The sequence below is a fragment of the Actinomyces sp. Z5 genome (genome assembly GCF_003287795.1).
In the GTDB taxonomy this organism is placed as follows: Bacteria; Actinomycetota; Actinomycetes; order Actinomycetales; family Actinomycetaceae; genus Actinomyces; species Actinomyces glycerinitolerans.
The window spans coordinates 6,222-25,088 of the sequence record NZ_QMIN01000108.1 but is presented as its reverse complement, the minus strand read 5'-3'; the positions used below and the strand labels follow the sequence as shown (position 1 = coordinate 25,088).

Genomic DNA, 18,867 nt, shown 5'->3' with positions numbered 1-18,867 from the left:
GCCCGGTTCTCCTGCGCGGTCAGGGTCTTGCTGGTGCCGGGCGAACCGCCTGGCGCTGTAAGCCCAGATCGCCCGCCACGAGCCCGGAAACTCCACTGGGCTCCAGACGGGCTCATCGCGGACGTTCCGGTCGCGTTCCCTGCTGATGGAACCTTTACGTGGGGTGATGGTGTCGATCACCTGCCCGTCGGCCAAGGCGTCCCCGCGCCAGGCGAAGTGCGCCTCCAGGTCCGCCGGCGCCTTGGTCATACGGGACCCCACAATGAACCCCAAGCCGGCCTGATCGAGTGCCTCGAGGTTGGCCGCGGAGAGCATGCCGGCGTCCGCCACCACGACCAGGTGATCAATCCCCGACGCCTCCCGCAGTTCCTGGATCATCGGCACAATCGTGCTGGTCTCGGCCCTGTTGCCCTCCCAGCAGCCGACACGTAGTGGGAAGCCCGTCCGGTCCACCAGCAGCCCCACAATGACCTGCGGGTCCACCCGCCGCTCCTTGGAATAGCCCACCCGCCGTAGGTCGTCCTCCTTCTCCGCCTCGAAGTACAGGGTCGTCACGTCATACAAACACAGACTCAGGTCCCCGCGGCCGGTGACATGCCGCAGGCAGGCGTCCGCAATCCGTTCCCGCCACTGGCGGCCCGCGCAGCGCGCCAGCGAGCGGAACAGTGTCCTCCTGGAGGCCGGCTGCACACCCAGCTCGGAGATCACCCGGGGTACCTGCTCCTTACTGGTGGGCTCGATCAGCCGGGCCAGCACCATCTGCATAAACCCCTCATCCCCACCAGTAGCCTCACCCAGCCCCAGGGCCTCGTAGGCCGCACACAGGACATCCCACAGCAGAGCCGAGCGCTGCCCGACGACTACCGCCTGCGCGGCCTGGCCGGCGGCCTGAGGTGTCAGGCCGGCCAGGTCCAGCACCCCCTGGCCGCCCCGGATCTTCTCCCGTCCCGCCTCCATCAGGACCGCCAGCTCCGCCTCACCCGTGCGCTGAGCCCAGGTGCTCCACAATCCGGCGCACACCATGCTCCTTGGCCACGATCTGCACCGCCGTAGCCCCCGACGCTGTACGCACCTTCCGAATAAACGGGCTCACACGCCATCACTCTACAGGCCACCGGATTAGTGCCCCACAACCACCAACACAACCACACCACACCAACGAAAAACCCTGATCATGACACAGAGTCACCAAAAATGAGACGAGTCAGGTCAAACAGAACCTGTTCTGGGCCTTCGCCTACAACGTGGCCGCGATCCCCCTGGCCGCAGCCGGAATGCTCAACCCGATGATCGCCGGCGCCGCCATGGCCGCCTCCAGCGTCATCGTGGTCACCAACTCCCTGCGCCTGCGCAGCGCCGGAAAATAGCTGGAGGACACTACCCTGACTACCTCACCTTAGTTGCCTGCGGATGGCACACCGGATTAGGACGGTGCCGACAGCTGTAGCGGCTAAAGAGATGGCAGCAAAGGGCAGTCCAGCGCTGAATCCGGTGTTGGCCAGGCGGGTTCGCGCGTCGTGTGCCGTTGAGCCGGCCGGGGTTGTCGGCAGTGATAACGGCGTTTCAGTCGCCACGGCCGTTCCCGGTGCTGTCGGATTATCGGCGGCTGTTGCTGGCTGGTTGCCGGCCGCGGCCGCATCTCCCGCGGTATCCGGGGTGGGAGCGGCCGGTTCCGGGTCCGTCGCGTCTGCCGGTGCGGCCGTAGTTGCCGAGTCGGTCGGGTCTGATGCATCCGGCGCTGTGCCCGCACCGTCGGGCGTGGGCACAGGGGCGGCAGTGGCGTCGTCGTCGGGGCAGTTCTCGCCGACGACACAAACTCCGGGCTGATCCTCAGTAGGGTAGCCGGGATCGGGGTCGCAGACGTCGCCTACGCCATCACCGTCATAGTCGGACTGGCTGTAGTTGTATGCATCCGGACAGTTGTCGAACTCGGGCGGGGTGTTGTCGCCGTCGTCGGTGATCTGCACCTGCGTGGTGTACACGTCGGTCTGACCGTCGTCCTGGGTCACGCGCAGGCCGACTTGTCCGTCGTACAGGTCGGCAAAGGTGTAGTCGATGACCGGCTCGGTGGAGGTCTGCTCGAAAACTCCGTCGCCGTCCAGGTCCCACTCGTATGTAGTGATGTCTCCGTCGTCGGCATGGGATCCGCGTGCGTCCAGGGTTAGGGTGCTTCCCTCCTTGGCGACGTACGGGCCCTGGATCCACGCCTCGGGTGCGTCCTCAGCCGTCGTAACGCTGTCACTTACGGCGTAGGACGCCGCCACAATCGCGGGGCTACTTGCGGGCTTGACATTGGAGGGCACACCCACCTGGTTGATGATGAGGTTGGCCATCTGCTGGTGGCCGATGATGTTGGGGTGGTAGAACTCGGCGGCGTCCAGGCTGAACGTGGAGGTCGTCTTGCCGTTGGCGGCCAGGCGGCCGCGGGTCTCAAAGAATTCATTCAACCACCGGTAGTCGTTGCGAGAATTCGTGGCAGGGTCAGGCTCGTGCCCATCAAAAGCCGCCACCACGCCGTCAATATAAGTGACCTTCAGTCCAGGGTGGGTGGCATTCCAGTTCTCGACCATAGCGGCCTGCTTGTCCCGGGCAGTCTCACTCAGAGCACGCACCCCGGTGCCGGCGTCGTAGGAAACGGAGCCGAAGAGGTCCTTCAGAATGTAGCTGCGGGAGGTGGCCAGGCGCGGGTAGCCGACCAGAATCACCTGGGCGCCGTCGGGTAGGCGATCGTCGATCAGCTGCAAAATGTTGCGGGTGGAGCCCATGACGTCGTCCATCAACGCGTTGGCCCCGTCGACCTTGGTCTTGCAGGACTTGGCGTCACGCAGTCCCAGTGTGAAGCACTTTTGTACGATGTCCGCGAACCCCACGTCGTTGCCGCCGATGGTCAGCATCACCAGGTCGGTGTCCGCAGGGATTGCGGCCACCTGGCCCGATCTCCCAAGCAGGTCGTCGGTCACCGCACCGCTGTGAGCCAGATTGGTCAACGTGGCGGAGACGTTCTGGGTATTGACCCAGTCCACGTAGCGGTGCGCCCAGTTGTTGCGGCTGCGGTAGGCGCTCTTGTCATCCCCGTAGTAGTCCCCGGCACCGTTGCCCGCCGAGTAGGAATCCCCCAGCAGCACCACACGCAGGCTCCCGCCCGCCGGCGCGGCCGCCGCTGTGGGAGAACCGATGACCAGGGAAGGCAGCAAGATAGTCAGAGCGAGCAGACCTGCCATCAGGGTGCGCAGGCCGCGGCGGGGACGGGACATCACAGGGAACACCTTTCGGAAACGTGGCGGGGAACGGGGGACAAGGCCAGGTATCAGACGCGGGCCGAGAGTCGGATCAGAGGCAGGCGCCACGGAGCACTTTTACTCACCGGTAGGTCAGGGACACGCGCACGGTCCCATGCAGAGCGTCGGCGGGATCGACGTCGTCGACCAGCGAGATCAGCAGGATCAGCGGGCCGTCGAGCCGCGGATCCCGGCGGGAGGACTCCCACACGCCGGGCAGCGAGTACTCCCCGCCCGCCCAGCCGTGATCGACGGCGTAGTCCACCAACTCGCCCATGAGGTCCCCCGGCGCGACGCCGTCGGCGCGAAACCAATGCCGCAGCCACACGGTCGACGGCTTGGACAACAGGCCGGGCGACGGCGACCGGCTGGAGCGCACCGCCTGGTAACCGGCGATCGTGTCGGCACCCATGGGATCCTCGGCCATGACCTCCGCCGGCCTTACGGCAACGGCCCCGGAGGAACGTAGCCACCACCAGGCTCCACCGCCCAATACGACGCCGACAACGGTCAGCCCCAGCAGCCGACGCGGCAGGCGCCGAGCCCCGGCTACTTTGGCTGTTGGCGACGCAGCGACGGCAAGGCCAGATTGGTTCCCTGTCAACTCCAGTCGCCTCCCCGCGCCTCACGCCGCGATATCGCGACGTCGCAGGCTAACAATATAGCCACACACGAGCATCACCGCACCATATACCGCGAGTACGGCTAATCCTCCAACCCAACTGAGACCAGCCTGCACCATTTCTGAAGTGTTGCCCGCAATCGGGTCCACGGGCCACACCGCTGACCAGTTCGCACCTCCAGGCAAATACTGGCCCACATTCTGGAGACTCTCAGACTCATTGCACATTGCAGTAACCGTCGGCTCGATAAGAATCGCGAAAATAAACACGGTCGCAACCGCTGCTACCTGATTGCGGAGAAGCATCCCCAGGCCGACGCCGATGAGCGCCCACAAAGCGAAGGCTGCAACCGTCCGCAGAGACATAAGCCAATAAGTAGCCTCACCCAGCGCCGCATCCGCCCCTACCAAGCCGAAGACGCCTGCAATTATCGCCACCGCACCGAACACCGTCACCACCGCGACAATAAGGGAAATACCAAGACCTGCCGCCGCCTGATTCAGATACATACGTAAACGGGAAGAACTGTAAAACACCAATCTGGCAACGGTATGGTGCCGAAACATCTGAGTGGCAACCAGAACGCCGATAAGGAAGGGCAATATATACCCAGAACGTCCTACGTACGAATATACATACCCGAATGCAACGTCTGCGATCTGACCGTCACTGTACCCGCGGGCTATATTGAACGTAACCAGCCCCACCAGCACCCACAAGAAAAGACCGATAATCACGGACGTCAGGATAACGGCGCGATCTCGAGACACGCCGCCCAACTGAGACAGGAACTCACTCATAGTAGGAAACCTCCGTGTTCCGAAGACCATGCGAACGAATTAAGTGGTAGACAAGATCCAGGCTCGGCCGGTCGACTCTTGACACAGCCACGTCCTGACTGATCGCAGCAGCCTCCTCGCGAGCAGAGTCGAGTTGCTCGGCTCGCACCGCGAGTTCATCCTGGCCTGCTTGAAGAACGTCTATGCCACGGCTCGTCAGGTATTCCGCAAGCTCGAAACTGTTGCCTCCACGTAGGCTGACGTAGCGGTTTGCTACCGCGTCAACAATCTGTTCGTAGGGTCCAGACCACTCGACAGCTCCATCTAGCAGAAAAACCGCATCATCAATGAGCCCCTCTGCCTCATTAAGTATATGAGAGGAAAGCAGTACACCTCGACCGTCGGAAGCCATCCGACGGATCACCCGGCGCAGCCACACGACACCATCTGGATCCAGGCCATTGGTCGGTTCATCCAAGAGAACGATGTCGGCATCGACCAGCAACACTTCCGCGATACCCAGACGACGACGCATACCCAACGAGTACTTTCCGATGCGGCGACGGGCAGCCGCAGCCAGACCCGCCGAGTCCAGCAACTCATCGACCTCGCGAGCCGTATGCCCAAAACGTCTTGCGACAGTCAGTAAATGCTCACGCCCAGTCAGAAATGGATTATAACCAAAGGAGTCCAGCAGCACGGCCATAGGCTCGCGCCGACCGCGCCGCAGTCCCGGCTCCAGAATGACCGTTCCCGAATCGGGACGCACCAACCCGGCCAAGATCGACAGTGTCGTTGTCTTCCCGGAGCCGTTAGGCCCGAAGAAGCCCTGGATTCTGCCTGCGCGAATCTCGACGTTCACCTCCTTCAGCCGGAAAGCCCGGTAATTCTTCGACAAACCCGACGCGCTCAAGACTAGAGCATCTTGCGCAACCTGACATTCATCAGACGACAATCGCCGTGGTACAGCCGAATGCGGCACCACGCCTTTGTTGACGGCTTCCGGAATCATAGAATCTACTTCCTTTCTTCAACCTCAGAGCCGGCTCGCAGCAGCGACATCAGAATCGGCTCTAGGGGCATCGAGCAACTGGGAGTGGACGAACTCCGCATAGTCGGGACAGGTCAGAATCAACTCCTCATGTGGTCCAAGCCCAACCACACGCCCATCCACAAGGAAGAGAATGCGGTCGGCGTTCGCTATTGTGGACAAACGGTGTGCTATGACGAGACGGGTGGCGTTCAGGCTGGAGAGTCTAGCGTATACCATCGCCTCTGCGGGTCCATCTAGGTTCGAAGTAGCCTCGTCAAAGACCACCATGCTAGGTTTCCCCGCCAGGGCTCGGGCGATGGCTAGGCGCTGAAGCTGCCCGCCGGAAAGTCCCTGACCAGACTCACCCAAAGGCGTGTCTAGGCCTAATGGCATCTTTGCCACGTCCGCCTCCAGGGCGGCATCCTCAAGAGCACGGATAACATCAGCGTCGTCCACCCACCACCGTCCAGCCTGCACATTGGCGCGGATAGAGCCCGCCGACCCGGTTACACCCTGGGTGACGACTCCGGTTTGGCGACGTATCGTTCTCAGATCAATCTCCGTTAGCGGCGCCGTTCCGAGACGGACTTCGCCGCGTACAGGCTCGATTAAACCTAGACACAGGCGCGATAAGGTTGACTTGCCGGATCCCGAAGGGCCCACCACTGCAAGAAACTCTCCGGACCTCACTGTCAGACTTACATCCGATAATACCTCCTGACCGTTTTTGGAGTAGGAGTAACAAACACCGTCAAATACAAGGTCCTGCGAGAGGTCCGCCGGCAAACCGTCGACGTGAATGTCTTCGGCCTCCTCATCCACGAGATCGCGGAGGCGATTCAGATGAACTCGAACCGTTTGAATGACCTGAAGGTTCATTCCGATCTGTTGAACCGGCGTGAGCGCTGCCGCCGCTAGCGAGTTGACCGCAAGCATCTGCCCCAAGCTGAGTCGGCCGGCAAGAACCTCGTGGACTCCCACGAGCAGTAGCACCGCGGGACCAATAAACCCGACAGTCGATAAAAAGGCCGCTAGATGGTTATCTAACCGCTGACGTCGAGCGGAGATGTTCAGCTGCCGCTGATACGCCGAACCCCATCGCTCGAATACCTGTTCCTCAATGCCCAGCGCCTTGGTGGACTCCATATCCCCCAAGGCCTCGACCATAAGGGATTGGGTCCTGGACATTTCGTTGACCTCCTGATCTGCGAGCAACTTTGCACGCGGGCCATACAGGAGAATTGATAATAGTTGAACGACGGCGACACTAGCCAAAACGAGCAAGTGGGTACGTGACCATGCCCCTACGAGAGAAGAATAGACTGCTAAGAACACTAGGTCCACTAGCATCGGCAGGATGCGCCCCGATAGGGAATCGCGCACATAACTGATCGACGAGAGCCGCACCAGCACGTCACCCGCGGGTCGTCCCTGAAAGAACAGGAAGGGCAGACGCATGAGGTGTTGAATAATTGCCGCCGTCATCTCACCATCCGCCAACTTCTCGAACCACATGATAACGCCGCTACGCAGCACCGATGATGTCCCGTACAGCAAAGCCAAGACCACGACGACGATGCTCATGGTCGAGTATGTTCCTGTCCCAATAGTCACGCCGAGCGAGTCGACCAGATAGGCGGTCAGGGCGGCAGGCAGCATCGCAATGAACGCAGTCATGAGTGACAACCCGAAGATTACCGCGAGCTTAGAGCCAATCGAGGGTACGAAAGACGTGACGAAGGCCAGGAGGTTCTGCCGACGAGGACTGCGCCGCCGAACCGATGCTGTCGGCTCGAGCCGCAACACGATCTGACGGTAATGGGAGGCGAACTCATCAGAGCTGATCGTCATGCGCCCGACGGCCGGATCGACTACCTTTACGCCGCGCCGAGTCAATCTTTCGATGACAACGAAATGGGCGTCATCCCAGGCAGCAATGACTGGTAAGCCGACTTGGTCGACCACCGGTCTGAGGCCGACCCGAAAAGCACGTGCCAGAAATGCCTCCTCCTCGGCAAGGTGCTTGAGAGCTAACATCGAAACGCCATCGCGCCCAATGCCAGCACGTGCCCGCAACTCAGGCAGAGGGACGTGGTGCCCGTAGTACGCCATCACCATCACCAAACTGGCAAGCCCGCACTCCGTGGTCGTGGCCTGAAGAATTACCGGGATTCGGCGACGTCCACCTGTTAGAATACTCATCGTAGAATCCTTCCCACTAGGGCCTCCAAGGCTAAGGTTGGCTCTGCCTTGACGATTACCGCGTCACCGATTCCCACCTCAGTCTCACCATCCAGACGTATTACCATCTCCTGCACATCCCCTGATTCCACGATTCCCTTTACTGCCTCATTGGATGATGGCTGCGCACTTTCCCACCTCACAACATCACCACTGTTCCGCACCCCCGTGGGGACGCTTGTGACGACCACCACGGAACCCGCCTCGATCTGCACAACATCCCGATCGGCGACCACGACGATCGTGCCGGAATGGGCGTCAGCCACCGTAAGCATGTACTCCGGCTCCAAACGCAACATTGTAGTCATCACCATGAACACAATGACGGCAAAGGCGAAAGCCACTGCCTCCCAGGCGCGAGGGCGCACATCATCTATGCGCAGTAGTGTCTGCGATCCCATCATCTGGTCTCAAGACTCATGAGGTCAAGCCGGGGCGTCGGCCTCGCAGAGAAGGCCAAACCCCAGGAGATTCCGGCGAGCCCCATCATGAGATCTGGGATGGCAACGCCGTTCCTCGCTCCTGACCTCCAGGGGCCTCCACTGCGCAACAGATACTCCCAATACGGAGCAGTGCGAGACAGCGCCTCCTCATGATCGGTCAGGGATTCCAACATCGCTTCCAGACACAAGATATTTCCCACCGTGCCATGACACAAAGACTCGTCTCCCAGATCGCCAGCGCGGCTAATATATGCATCCAGCGTCTCCTGAGTGCAAGCACAGGCTAGACGGAGCTCAGCGTCGAGTATCGCAGTCATCCGCTCGGGATGGGAAGCCAACAACAGAGCCCTTCCGTAGCCCGCACCAGGGCTGCCGTGGCACCAAGCACGCATGTTTCCGCCGCTTCCGCCACCGGCCTCTGGGCGCAGATCGGGCCAGTCGCCGCCGGCGGTCACCCGCACCGATTCCCAAGCATAGGCATCGGCAGCGGTCTGTGCGAGGGATTCGTCATGCAAGACATCTGAAGCTACGGTCAACGCTCTGGCCACACCTCCGGATCCATGAGAGAACCCGACGAGCCGAGCACCATCATCGGCCTGTTCCCAGGAAAGTCCATCACGATCACGTATCGCCGTGGACACCAGGTGGTCAGCAAGACTCCTGATGGTTCGAACCGTCTCTTCAGGTCCGGCGACATCACTGACTGACGCGGCAGTAAGGATACCGCCAGCATTGCCCGAAATGATGTCGTGGAAACGGTCAGCCGGGCCCATCTGTCCTAGCATCTGGACGGTGGCACGGCATGCCTCACGCAAAGCAGCATCTGGAGCCGCGCGGTGCGCCTCCGCCATGATCAATGCGACTCCGGAAACCTGCCCATAGGCTCCCGTAGACAAGTCACGGATGTTCTTGGCCACGGCCTCATCGTCATTGGAAACCAGTTCGGCCAAGTACGGGGCAGCTGCCATTGCTGAGCTCGCGATTCGTGCTGCTTGCGGCGAACCAGTCAACTCGGCGACGGCCAGCGCTGCCAGTCCGACGCCGGTGCTACCTGAGTACAGATCGATTCCGCCGGGGGTAACGGTCCACTGGTGCGGAGCCGTAGCGGAAAGCGTGACAGTTCCCAGACGGTCCCCCTCGATCACCATCCCCTCCAACTGGTCCATTAGCGCCGCCGCCGCCTCTAGTTTGTCATCGGAAAGGGAGCCGCCATTCGGCCCGAGTGACAATCGCGGATCTCCTTGAGGCTGCGAGTCAGGCAAACACCCGAAGGCAAGGCGGATGATATGCTCCTGAAGGTGCAGATGGTCTTTATCCATACCCGCAAGTACTTGAGCGAGCCGGTCAACCGGCGCCATTAGAGTAGCTACAATGGTCTCGTCATCCGAGGCGCGTAGTGTGCCAGTAGCCAATTCCAATGAGAAGATCGGGATGTCCCCGACGAGCATGTCTTCCAGTTCCGCCGCTATCAGAGCATTTCGGTAGGGTAGTCCGGTGAAATGAGCGAGAAGTTTGCCCAGCACGAGATGCCGTTCCAGAGCATCGCGCATAAACGTCGGATGGTAAGACTCGGCTAGGATCTTCCCATAGATCATGGTAGGACGAGCGATATACCGGGATGTCACATTGCGAGCGCTACGCACCGCCGCCAATATTCGGGCGGCGGCAGCATGCACTGCCGCATACCCCGCACGGAAGCCGTTAAGGAAGGCATCCTGTTGTGTATGTAGCAGAACACGACCCGCAATCGGATCGTCAGAGTCAAAGGCTGCTCGCTCGTACTCGATGCGCATCTCAGCAGTTCCCACATTAACCAGGTGCGGCATTTTCACGCCCCCGACCCGGCCCGGCGTGTATCCGACGACAGAGATATCGGCGGCCTCAGCAACGTTGTCCGCACCGGGCACGACGAGAGGGTGCGGGATAATCCCAACTCCCAGACATGAATCGTCCAAGGCAAGGGCTCCAATATTGCTACTGCTGCGTCCACCCTCATCCTTGACCCGATAGTCATGACTAGTGTGTAGCACAGACTCCAAGTCGATTGGAACCGGCCCGTCGCTGCCCATAACAACATTCTCGTAATGGAAGTCATTGGAGCGCAGACCATGCAGAAGCGCGGTGAGTGACCCTAATCGCTCTGCGGTATCAACCACAGAGTCCTCAGTGATATCGTTTGCCTCGATGAACTCCTGCCAGAAGTAGTCCTCTCCGGGGACGAGCGCGGCGGTACGCAGGTGACCCGTAGTGGAGTAGTGCTCGGTGACGTCACGTAGCTTCTCGAACATCTGTTCCATTGCGGGAGCGTGGGGCTTGTAAACGAACCTACCCACATCCGTTGACACGATCGCGACGGCACAGCCCCTGCGGTGGGAGTCTCCCGCATCGAATGAGGCTGTCAATACCGTCGGGCGCCGACCGCCAAGGAGTACCTCGGCGATCCGTCCCATATCGCGCTCTAGGCGTAGGACAAACTCAAAGCGGCGCTCTATCCACATCTCCAGACGCTCGACAACACATCGCAGAACCAGTGGGTAAGTCTTAAATATGCGTTCACGTACCGCATCATCGTTGAGCAAAGCCGTGTACCGGAAGTAGACCTCACTGTCGGACACCCCGCGCAAGGCGCCATCTTCATTATGGCGCTGGTCGTACATGTCCTGGACGAGACAGGGGGTTGTAATCGAAGATAGACTTGCATTCGGGACGGACTCAATGAGAGAATCCATGAACGCCTTACCCGTCAATAGGGGGTCGTCGACATGCGTAACGACTTTATCAAGTAGCTCGGCGACTGCACCCTCGACTAGAGGCGCGATCAAGTTGTACAGCTCGCGATCCGGGCGAGGCCGGCCCTCATCGGCACTCCAAGAGACGCACCAACGCCCTACCCGTTGCAGCCATTGCGGAGCGGATACGCCAGTTCGGGCGCGCAGAGAAGAGTCGTCTTCACCTAGAAGTTCTTTGAGCTCTCGCCAATCGAGACCGAGAGGAGCTACCGCCTCATCAGGGGTGAGGCTAGTGTGGTGGAAAACGGCGAGCTCCTGCCAACGATCGCTACGCTCAGAAGCGCGTAACACGTCGACCGAGGTCGGTGAGCCGGGCAGCGCGATGCGCTCAGCGATCGTGAGCGTACGCCACCAGGGAATCGACTCGATCCAGGACATGATTCAACTCCTCACTATCCTATTGCTCAGTTTGGTTCGTGGAGGGAGGGGGTGTGAGACACTGCTCCCTCCCTCCACGGCCACCAGTAGTTGCTCAGCTGCACGTACCCTGCTTGCAAATCGCCCCACACTTGGTGTAGCTCGAGTACCAGGGCAGGCACCAGCAGCAGCCAAGGGTGTGGACCCATCCGGAGCCAGCGGCTCCAGCCACGCTCTGAAGCTCGAGGTCGGTCAACTCAGCCAGGTCAACCTCAATGACGGCGGGCGCATTCTGCGTTGTCGTGCTCATCTTCTTGTCTCCTCTCAGTTCCTTCTCAGCAGCATCCGCGGGTGCCGAGGCGACACGAGCCCCACAGAGCCGTATCGTTGAAGCAGGTAGTCATGGTGGTGATGACCAGGCCAGCACAAGGGAGACTGGTCCCGCCATCAACCGTGGACATTTCGGCATCGTCAAGTTCGACGATATCGAGCGGGGGTATCGAGGTGGACATGACTTCTCCTTCGAAATCGGTGACGCGTCGCCGGAAACTGTAACCAGCGGCATATCAAGGATCCAATCAGGGCCCTGACGTCTACCACATCCCTCGGTCTATACTTTCCTCGACAAACGTCTACTACCCACCATTCCTTCGAACTACGATCGCCTAGCCGTCAGGCTTTGAATGATGACAACAACAGCGGATACAAGCGCCAACAACCCACCGATCCCTAGTAGCAGCGGGCTACCGAAGGCCAGTACGTCTAACACGGCAATGAGCACGCCTGCAAGCATCGCGACGATCCAGGGCTTCCTCTTGCTCTCCATGGGCGACCTCTCTCGGACGACCGTCGTCCGAACAGCTCCAATCCTCCATCGGCTCGGGCGCAGGCATCAGCAGCTAAAGGGAGAGTATTGACCGTACTAAAGTCTAGTCTTCATCCTCCCCAAGGAGGAGCCGGCAGCCGCCGAGCCTTTCTCACAACGAAGCCCCCTGGAACTGGCCAGGATTCGTGTGATGACGGGGAAAGCTACGGGACCAGGGCCTCGGCAAAGTCGATGGTACGGTTAGGGGTTAGGAGCTTGATGGCTTTGGTGGCTCTTCGCGTTTGTGGGTGTGGTGGTCGGGTAACCGCAGGTTCGGGCGTGTGGTGCGGAAAGTAGGGTCGAGGTCCCCGATGGTTGGGAGCTGTTAGGACCAAGCCGATTATGGAGAGCTCGATATGAGTGACATTACCTTCACTGCCCCTGACCTTGCTACTGTCGTGTTTGGTTCATTCCTGGACGGTTGGCTTTGGTGAAGATCTGTTCCGCGGTTATAGTCCAGATGAATGGAAGGGCACGTGTGTTCCGTCCGGCGATGTTGCCAGGGGTTCGTCAATATCGGTGGCTGGGAGTGGGGTTGTTATGGGATGCGGGGCGATCTCTCCATAACGATAGGTGGTGCTAGGGTGGAGCGTTGAGCGTGTTCAATAGCCTGTGTAAGCCCTGATTGAGAGGACTGGCCCTGACGAGGGTTGCTGATGAGAAGAAGACCGTCCCGTGGGAGACCGCTTCTAGTGGGCTCGGTGTTGCCCGGGAGCTGGCTGCCTTGCGGCGCGTTGGATGACCTGTTTGAACAGGTCGAGTCCGGCAATGTGGAGCCCACCGGTGCTGACGGGCTACTACCAGCGCTTTTGAAACAGGCCCCGGGGTGCGGGGCCTGCAGGCCGTGCCGACCGATCACTTGGGCCACAGGGAAAGGCAAGCCGACCACACCCCGCCTGGTACGTAAGGGCAAGCTGTCAAGCCCCGGGTTTTGTGGGGCCCCTATGTGCTTTGTCAAGCGGCGGCGGGTAGGTCGTGTGGAACGCCAGGCTGGTTTTGGACTTGAGGGATGGTTGCCGTTCCCTGTGATCTGATAGTTAGGATGATGGATATGACGAAGGCGAAGTACTCCGAGGAGTTCCGTGAACAGGTGCCCGCGAGGTGGTGGAGGGGGACCGGTCGATAGGTCGGTCGCGGCCTCCTATGGGCTGGTGGCCCAGACCGTGGGCAACTGGATCGCCAAATACAGGAAGCAGCACGGCGTGGAGCAGAAGCGCAAGAGCAAGTCCGATGCGCAGGAACTCGCCAGAATGAAGGCCGAGCTGCACAAGGCGCGGATGGAGAATGAGTTCCTAACAAAAAAGCGGCGGCCTTCTTCGCGAAGGAACAGCCGTGACCGCCAGGTATGAGCCGATCCACCGGGAAGAAGCCAACTATCCGATCGCCAGGGGTGTGCCAGTGGGCAGGCGTGTCGAAGTCCGGGTACTACAACTGGCGCAGCAAGCCTGAGTCCGCCACCGCCATCAGGCGCAGGGAACTGGCGGCACATATTGAGAGGATGTTCGTCGAGTCCGACGGCACCTACGGGTACCGGCGGGTGGCCGCCACATTAGACTGGCAGGGTATCCCCGCGGATGCGGACACGGTCAGGTCGATCATGCGTGAGCTTGGGTTGAGGGCCGCACAGCCGCGCCGGAAGGTCCGTACCACCGTGCCGGCCGAGGACCTGGACGAGCGCGCCGACCTGGTGGGGCGGGACTTCACCGCCGAGGCCCCAGGCATGAAGTGGGTTGGGGACATCACCTATATTCCTACTTGGGTGAGGTTCGTGTACCTGGCCACCGTGCTGGACTGCTGTACGAAGAAAGTCGTGGGGTGGGCTCTGCCGGATCATATGCGCACCGACCTGGTCTGTGAGGTTATCGATATGGCGGCCCGGAACTGCAGGCCGACTCGTGGGGTGACGGTGTTTCATTCCGACCGGGGGTCGCAGTACACGTCCCAGCAGTTCGCCGACCATTTGAAGAAGTATGGTATTCGGCCATCGGTGGGGCGTACGGGGGTGTGCTGGGATAATGCGTGGGCGGAGTCATTCGATGCGACACTGAAGAATGAGCGCGTGCATCGTATGGTCTACCCCACCCGGAACAAGGCTATACGGGATGTGGCGGCGTGGATTGAATTAACCTATAATCAAAGACGTTTGCGCTCGTCGATTGGGTACCGCACACCCAACCAGTTTGAACGCGAACTACTGCAGGCCGCCACCCCGAAAGCAGCCTGACAAACACACAACAAGCAAGAGTCCAAACAACACCCAGCACTCCTATCCTGGTGGCCCGCTCCCGCAACTCCTCGGGATACTTCCCACGGTTAGCATCCCGGCAGTGATCCTTCCGTGTATTCACTGCCTCCATCAAGCCCGGTGCAGTTTAGATCACGGGAAACGGCAGCTATCCCCCAAGTCCGAAAACAAGCCAGTAGTCCACTCCGGGACACCGCAGGGCGGCGGAGGTCCCGATACATGCAACACCTGCTCCGCACCCGTTTCTTCCCGCGCCGTCACGCAGATCTCCACTCCTTAGCCGCCGATTCCAGCGACAAAGGCCACCATACGATAATTCGCGGGCTCAGGAGCCCGCTCGCGCGAGACCCTGTTCGAAAGCGGAGACAACTATGTGCAGCCTTGAACAGCACCCCATCTTCGTCATAATTGAGGAGACATAAGCCTTGACCGTGGACTGCGACAGAGAAAGACGCCCGGCGATCTCCCTATTAGAAGCAGCCTGACACAGCAGACAGAGAATCTGTCGTTCTCGGTCGGACAAGCCAAAGTCATGTACTGGGTTCCGATATCGGGGCAGTAGTTCTCGTAAGATGCGAGCGTTCACGGTGGGGGAAACAGGCAGCCCTCCGGCCAGGGCAGCATGGATAGCAGAGCAGAATTCTTCGGGCGCGGCACTTTTGAGAAGGTACCCGTGCGCACCTTCTGACAAAACTCGGTAGACGCTCTCCTCGTCGTCAAAGGACGCCATGAACACCACTCGCGCCCGTGGATGCTCGGCGATGATACGAGTCAAAGCCGTAGGGCCATCCATGATGGGCATGCGGACGTCCATAAGCACCAGGTCAATGTGGTGCAGATGTAGGTAATCCAATGCCTCCGCACCATTGGATAGACGCGCAACCACCTCAATGTCGTCAGTGCGGTCGAGATACTCAGCCAACCCATCACGGATGATGGGCTCATCATCGACGACGATGATGCGTGCGGGGAGGGGAGTGCTCATGAGAAAGCCATCCTTGATGTATCATTTCGAGGGCGATCAGGGAAGAACCAGCTCTTCCTGGGGCAGCGCAGCTTGTCGCGATCCGCACCTCCCCGGGAAGAGTGGTGTTGAATCGCGATGGTACCCTCGATGCGCTCTCGCCACTGGGCGTGTCGTGATGCATGACCCGCTTCTGTGTCGATTCTTGATAGCAGCAGTCTAACCAGCCGTCATTGAGCCTTCCTCGTCAGAGGAGGCTGTTGTTAAGGTTGAGGATGACGAGGGCGGTGGCGGCGATGTTGGTGATGGTGGATGGGTCGAGGGTGACTCGTTTGAGCGCCTTGAAGCCCTTTAGGAGGGCATTGGCTCTTTCGGCCGGTGCCCGCAGGCTGGCCTGGACCTGGTTGTAGGAGCGCGCCCCGGTGTCGGGCTTGGTGCCCTTGATGGGCACCTTGACACCGATGCCGGCACCTACATACCCCTTGTCGGCCAGTGTGGGCATCCCGTCGGCGGCGGCGGGGTACAGGGCCGGCAGGGCATGGGTGCGGGCGGCCTCGATGTCGTGGACCGAGCCCGGCTCGACCGGCGAGGTCCACACGGGGTAGCCGGTTGAGTCGGTCAGAACCTGGATGTTGCCGCCGAAGTCCTTGTGCTTGCCGGAGTACCACAGGTGGTAGCCGGTGTCGGGGTCGCGTTCGGCGACCCGGTCGGTACGCACGGGTGTTCCGTCCAGGCACACGAACGGCTCGCCGTTGTCCTTCAGGGTGCGTAGCACGTCGGGCAGCTCGGGGGCCTTGCCGGATACGACGTTGAGGGATTCGTGCAGGTACCGGTAGGCGGTGGCGGGTGAGACTCCTGCGTCGCGGGCGATGGCCGCCACATCGGCCGCCTGGATCGGCCAGCGCAGCAGCATGATCGTCTGGGTCCAGCTGGTGGCGGCCCGCTGCCAGGGACGCACATCGTGGCGGCGGCGGTGGGCGGCGATCCACCGGGACACGGTGCGGGCAGTGGCGTCAGGTACGTCGACAGTGGCACGATAGGACAGCACGCGGGGCCTCATTTCCGGGCTTGCTTTTCTTGGTCGAAACACATGCTGCCGGAAGGCTCCGCGTGCACCCACCAACGACACACCCACCTTCCCGCACCACCCCAACGATCCCTAGCCCCTCACCGTCAACCCTGACAAGAAAGGCTCAGTATCTACTCAGCCTCAGGCACAGTGAGATCGCGCTGCTGTTGGACAAGGCAATTCCCTCCCGCCATGCCATAGCCGCTGGCTATGAGGAAGCACTCCGCGCAGGGGGGCTTCGAGCCCGTCCTCCGCTGTGACACCACTCAAGTCGAAGGCGGTGAGCGTCTGACGCACATCAAGGCATTCGCCACACAGTGCATTGCAAAGGGCGTCACCGCCATCGTGGTCCACTCCGACGAGGCCGCCCTGCTGATACTTGAGAGCCTGCTGGACTCCGGGGTATCGGTTCCGGAGGACATCTCTATAGTCGCCTACGACGATGAACTCGCGGCTATTGCCCGCCCCGCGCTATCCGCCGTCGCCCCGCCCAAACAGGCACTTGGCCGCTACGCGATCCGTACTCTGGCCACCCGGCTTACGTCTCCGAATGAGCCATGCACGCATCTGCTTATAGAGCCAACCCTCGTCATCCGTGACTCCACCGGACCCGCGCCTTCGCGCCATTAGCGCCGGTCTCGGTGCCAGCGGGCGGACGCCCACCGGAAACCCGGTGTTGCCGGATTATCGGCGTGAATGTGTGTATAGGATCAAGTTTTCGTTGAGATCGTAGGAAAAACGGCTCTTCGCGTTTGCGGGTGCGGCGGTTCGGGCCCGGGACCGCGATGCGGCGGTCGTGTCCGGGCGTGCGAGGTCGGGGCCGGCGGGCGTCGGCTTGCCGAGAACGTCCTCATCATCCCCCAACCCTCCGAATGTGGAGGTGGAGGGTTGGGGCTCTCCCGGTTTGTGGGTGTGGTTGGGGCCTGGTGAGTGTTGTCGACCTGGTGGGCGTAGGTGCTGCACCCCCAAGCACCCCCGCCGTGGAGCGGAATGTCCAGGACCGGCGCCAACGGTGAGCCGTGAGCGGATACGCCCCCACCCACCCGACGCCACCAGATCGGTCGAAGTAGCGGACGATGGGGAGCGCTGCCCATGCCGGCGCATTGAGTCGGTTCAGACCTCGCCCATAATCTGCGACGGTGACTTCTCAGACAACTCCGCCTCCCACGGATTCCACCCCCAGCAAGCGTCGCGGCCCGAAGCGCCGCGATGTCGTCTTCGGCCTCGCCACTGCCCTCACCCTCACCGGTGTGGGCGTACGCAAGTGGATGCGCACGCCCACACCCGAACCGGATACGACCCCCTTCGCCGATTACTTCACCGGCCGCGCACCCGTAATGAGCGAGCCGACCGTCGACACCGAGCATGTCTCCACCAAGTCCTGGGGCGTACGCACTTTCCTCACGCTGGAGGAGAACACCCCCGTCGAGGACGCCATCGCCCTGATCCAGTCCGCCTACACCGACCTGGCCGCAAATGTCGAGGGACTGGCTCACGCAACCCTTCTCATCGGCTGGAACGGCACCGGGCCGGCGGGCGAAGACCTGTACACGGCCATCGACGTCGACCTCGTGCGCCCGCGCTCGGAGCTCGACTTCCAGTGCGAGCGGCTGCGTGTCGCCGCCGGACTCAACCAGGGCGCGATCAGCGACATCACCATCCCGCTGGAGACCGACGACGCAATCGCGATCAGCCACATCGAAGCGGACTCCCTCCCCGCCGATGCCGTCCTGGCACCGCCCGCGGCCGCCGACGGCACCGCCCTGGCCTACGAGGACCGCCTCGGGATCGGCAGCACGTCGCTGACGATCAGCGCCACCTCCGACGTCGACCTGTCTGGGGTTCCCCTAGACGCGGTGCTCGCCGCTCTTCCCGGCGGCGCCGAGGACCCCTCGCGTGAACCGATCGTGACCCTGGACGCCGTCGGCCCCGGCTACGCCGACGGGCTGCCCACGATCGATATCTACGAGCAGGACCTGAGCCTGGACGAGGCCGAGCTCATCCTGCGCGCATTCGACGGAGCAGAAGGCCAGCATGCCATCAGGCTCCAGGTCGCCTCGCCACCGGACTCCGAGATGCGATTCCTGCTAACAGACGGCACCCTCACCCAAGACCCCTCCTGGCACACGGCGGAGGAGGAGATGGCGGACCTGCTCGGTCGCCTGTGACTCATCCCGCCGG

The 18,867-nt window shown here is 61.3% G+C and carries 17 protein-coding genes; 5 read left to right on the top strand and 12 right to left on the bottom strand.

Annotated features, from left to right (window positions below; genetic code table 11):
• Positions 1-1,023, bottom strand: a 1,023-nt coding sequence (locus DRB06_RS16740) for an IS1634 family transposase (RefSeq protein WP_258522280.1), incomplete at its 3' end; no start/stop codon positions are given.
• A 221-nt stretch (positions 1,024-1,244) separates the two neighbouring features.
• Here DRB06_RS16740 and DRB06_RS16880 point away from each other — a divergent pair.
• Positions 1,245-1,367: a hypothetical protein gene (locus DRB06_RS16880; RefSeq protein ID WP_309300335.1), complete on the top strand. Its 123-nt coding sequence runs from the start codon at positions 1,245-1,247 to the stop codon at positions 1,365-1,367.
• 24 nt (positions 1,368-1,391) lie between these two features.
• Here the strand turns inward: DRB06_RS16880 and DRB06_RS14185 are convergent, their stop codons facing one another.
• From DRB06_RS14185 to DRB06_RS14145, 9 genes are all read right to left on the bottom strand, one after another.
• Positions 1,392-3,254, bottom strand: coding sequence for an SGNH/GDSL hydrolase family protein (locus DRB06_RS14185; RefSeq protein WP_258522281.1), 1,863 nt, complete (start codon positions 3,252-3,254; stop codon positions 1,392-1,394).
• A gap of 106 nt (positions 3,255-3,360) precedes the next feature.
• Positions 3,361-3,705 carry a hypothetical protein gene (locus tag DRB06_RS14180; protein ID WP_111820296.1) on the bottom strand — a complete coding sequence of 115 codons (345 nt, stop codon included), beginning with the start codon at positions 3,703-3,705 and terminating at the stop codon, positions 3,361-3,363.
• Positions 3,706-3,903: 198 nt separating this feature from the next.
• A complete protein-coding gene (locus DRB06_RS14175) occupies positions 3,904-4,701 on the bottom strand; it encodes a hypothetical protein (RefSeq protein ID WP_111820295.1) in 798 nt (265 codons plus the stop codon).
• Positions 4,694-5,692, bottom strand: a complete 999-nt coding sequence (locus tag DRB06_RS14170) for an ABC transporter ATP-binding protein (protein ID WP_111820294.1) — start codon at positions 5,690-5,692, stop codon at positions 4,694-4,696. The genes DRB06_RS14175 and DRB06_RS14170 overlap by 8 nt, the downstream gene beginning before the upstream one ends.
• 24 nt (positions 5,693-5,716) lie before the next feature.
• Positions 5,717-7,915, bottom strand: a complete 2,199-nt coding sequence (locus tag DRB06_RS14165; protein ID WP_111820293.1) for a peptidase domain-containing ABC transporter — start codon at positions 7,913-7,915, stop codon at positions 5,717-5,719.
• Positions 7,912-8,244, bottom strand: coding sequence for a hypothetical protein (locus DRB06_RS14160; RefSeq protein WP_146750910.1), 333 nt, complete (start codon positions 8,242-8,244; stop codon positions 7,912-7,914). Before DRB06_RS14160 ends, DRB06_RS14165 begins: the two co-directional genes overlap by 4 nt.
• 110 nt (positions 8,245-8,354) lie before the next feature.
• Positions 8,355-11,564, bottom strand: a complete 3,210-nt coding sequence (gene lanM / locus DRB06_RS14155) for a type 2 lanthipeptide synthetase LanM (protein WP_111820291.1) — start codon at positions 11,562-11,564, stop codon at positions 8,355-8,357.
• 94 nt (positions 11,565-11,658) lie between these two features.
• A complete protein-coding gene (locus DRB06_RS14150; RefSeq protein WP_111820290.1) occupies positions 11,659-11,853 on the bottom strand; it encodes a hypothetical protein in 195 nt (64 codons plus the stop codon).
• Between the two features lie 25 nt (positions 11,854-11,878).
• Positions 11,879-12,055, bottom strand: a complete 177-nt coding sequence (locus tag DRB06_RS14145; RefSeq protein WP_111820289.1) for a chromosome condensation protein CrcB — start codon at positions 12,053-12,055, stop codon at positions 11,879-11,881.
• 1,504 nt (positions 12,056-13,559) lie between these two features.
• On the opposite strand from DRB06_RS14145, the gene DRB06_RS15905 reads away from it, so the two are divergent.
• A complete protein-coding gene (locus DRB06_RS15905) occupies positions 13,560-13,757 on the top strand; it encodes a hypothetical protein (RefSeq protein WP_146750909.1) in 198 nt (65 codons plus the stop codon).
• Entirely contained in the window at positions 13,754-14,632 is an 879-nt protein-coding gene (locus DRB06_RS14140; protein ID WP_111820288.1) for an IS3 family transposase, read from the top strand. The genes DRB06_RS15905 and DRB06_RS14140 overlap by 4 nt, the downstream gene beginning before the upstream one ends.
• Positions 14,633-14,978: 346 nt before the next feature.
• On the opposite strand, the gene DRB06_RS14135 is transcribed toward DRB06_RS14140, so the two are convergent.
• Positions 14,979-15,638, bottom strand: coding sequence for a response regulator transcription factor (locus tag DRB06_RS14135; RefSeq protein WP_111820287.1), 660 nt, complete (start codon positions 15,636-15,638; stop codon positions 14,979-14,981).
• Between the two features lie 226 nt (positions 15,639-15,864).
• A complete protein-coding gene (locus DRB06_RS14130) occupies positions 15,865-16,665 on the bottom strand; it encodes a transposase family protein (RefSeq protein WP_111820286.1) in 801 nt (266 codons plus the stop codon).
• Between the two features lie 231 nt (positions 16,666-16,896).
• On the opposite strand from DRB06_RS14130, the gene DRB06_RS14125 reads away from it, so the two are divergent.
• The gene (locus DRB06_RS14125) at positions 16,897-17,316 is read left to right on the top strand and encodes a substrate-binding domain-containing protein (RefSeq protein ID WP_111820285.1); all 420 of its coding nucleotides are present in this window, start codon (positions 16,897-16,899) and stop codon (positions 17,314-17,316) included.
• Between the two features lie 509 nt (positions 17,317-17,825).
• On the top strand, positions 17,826-18,854 hold the full coding sequence (locus tag DRB06_RS14120) for a hypothetical protein (RefSeq protein ID WP_111820284.1): 1,029 nt from the start codon (positions 17,826-17,828) through the stop codon (positions 18,852-18,854).
• Positions 18,855-18,867 lie beyond the last annotated feature (13 nt).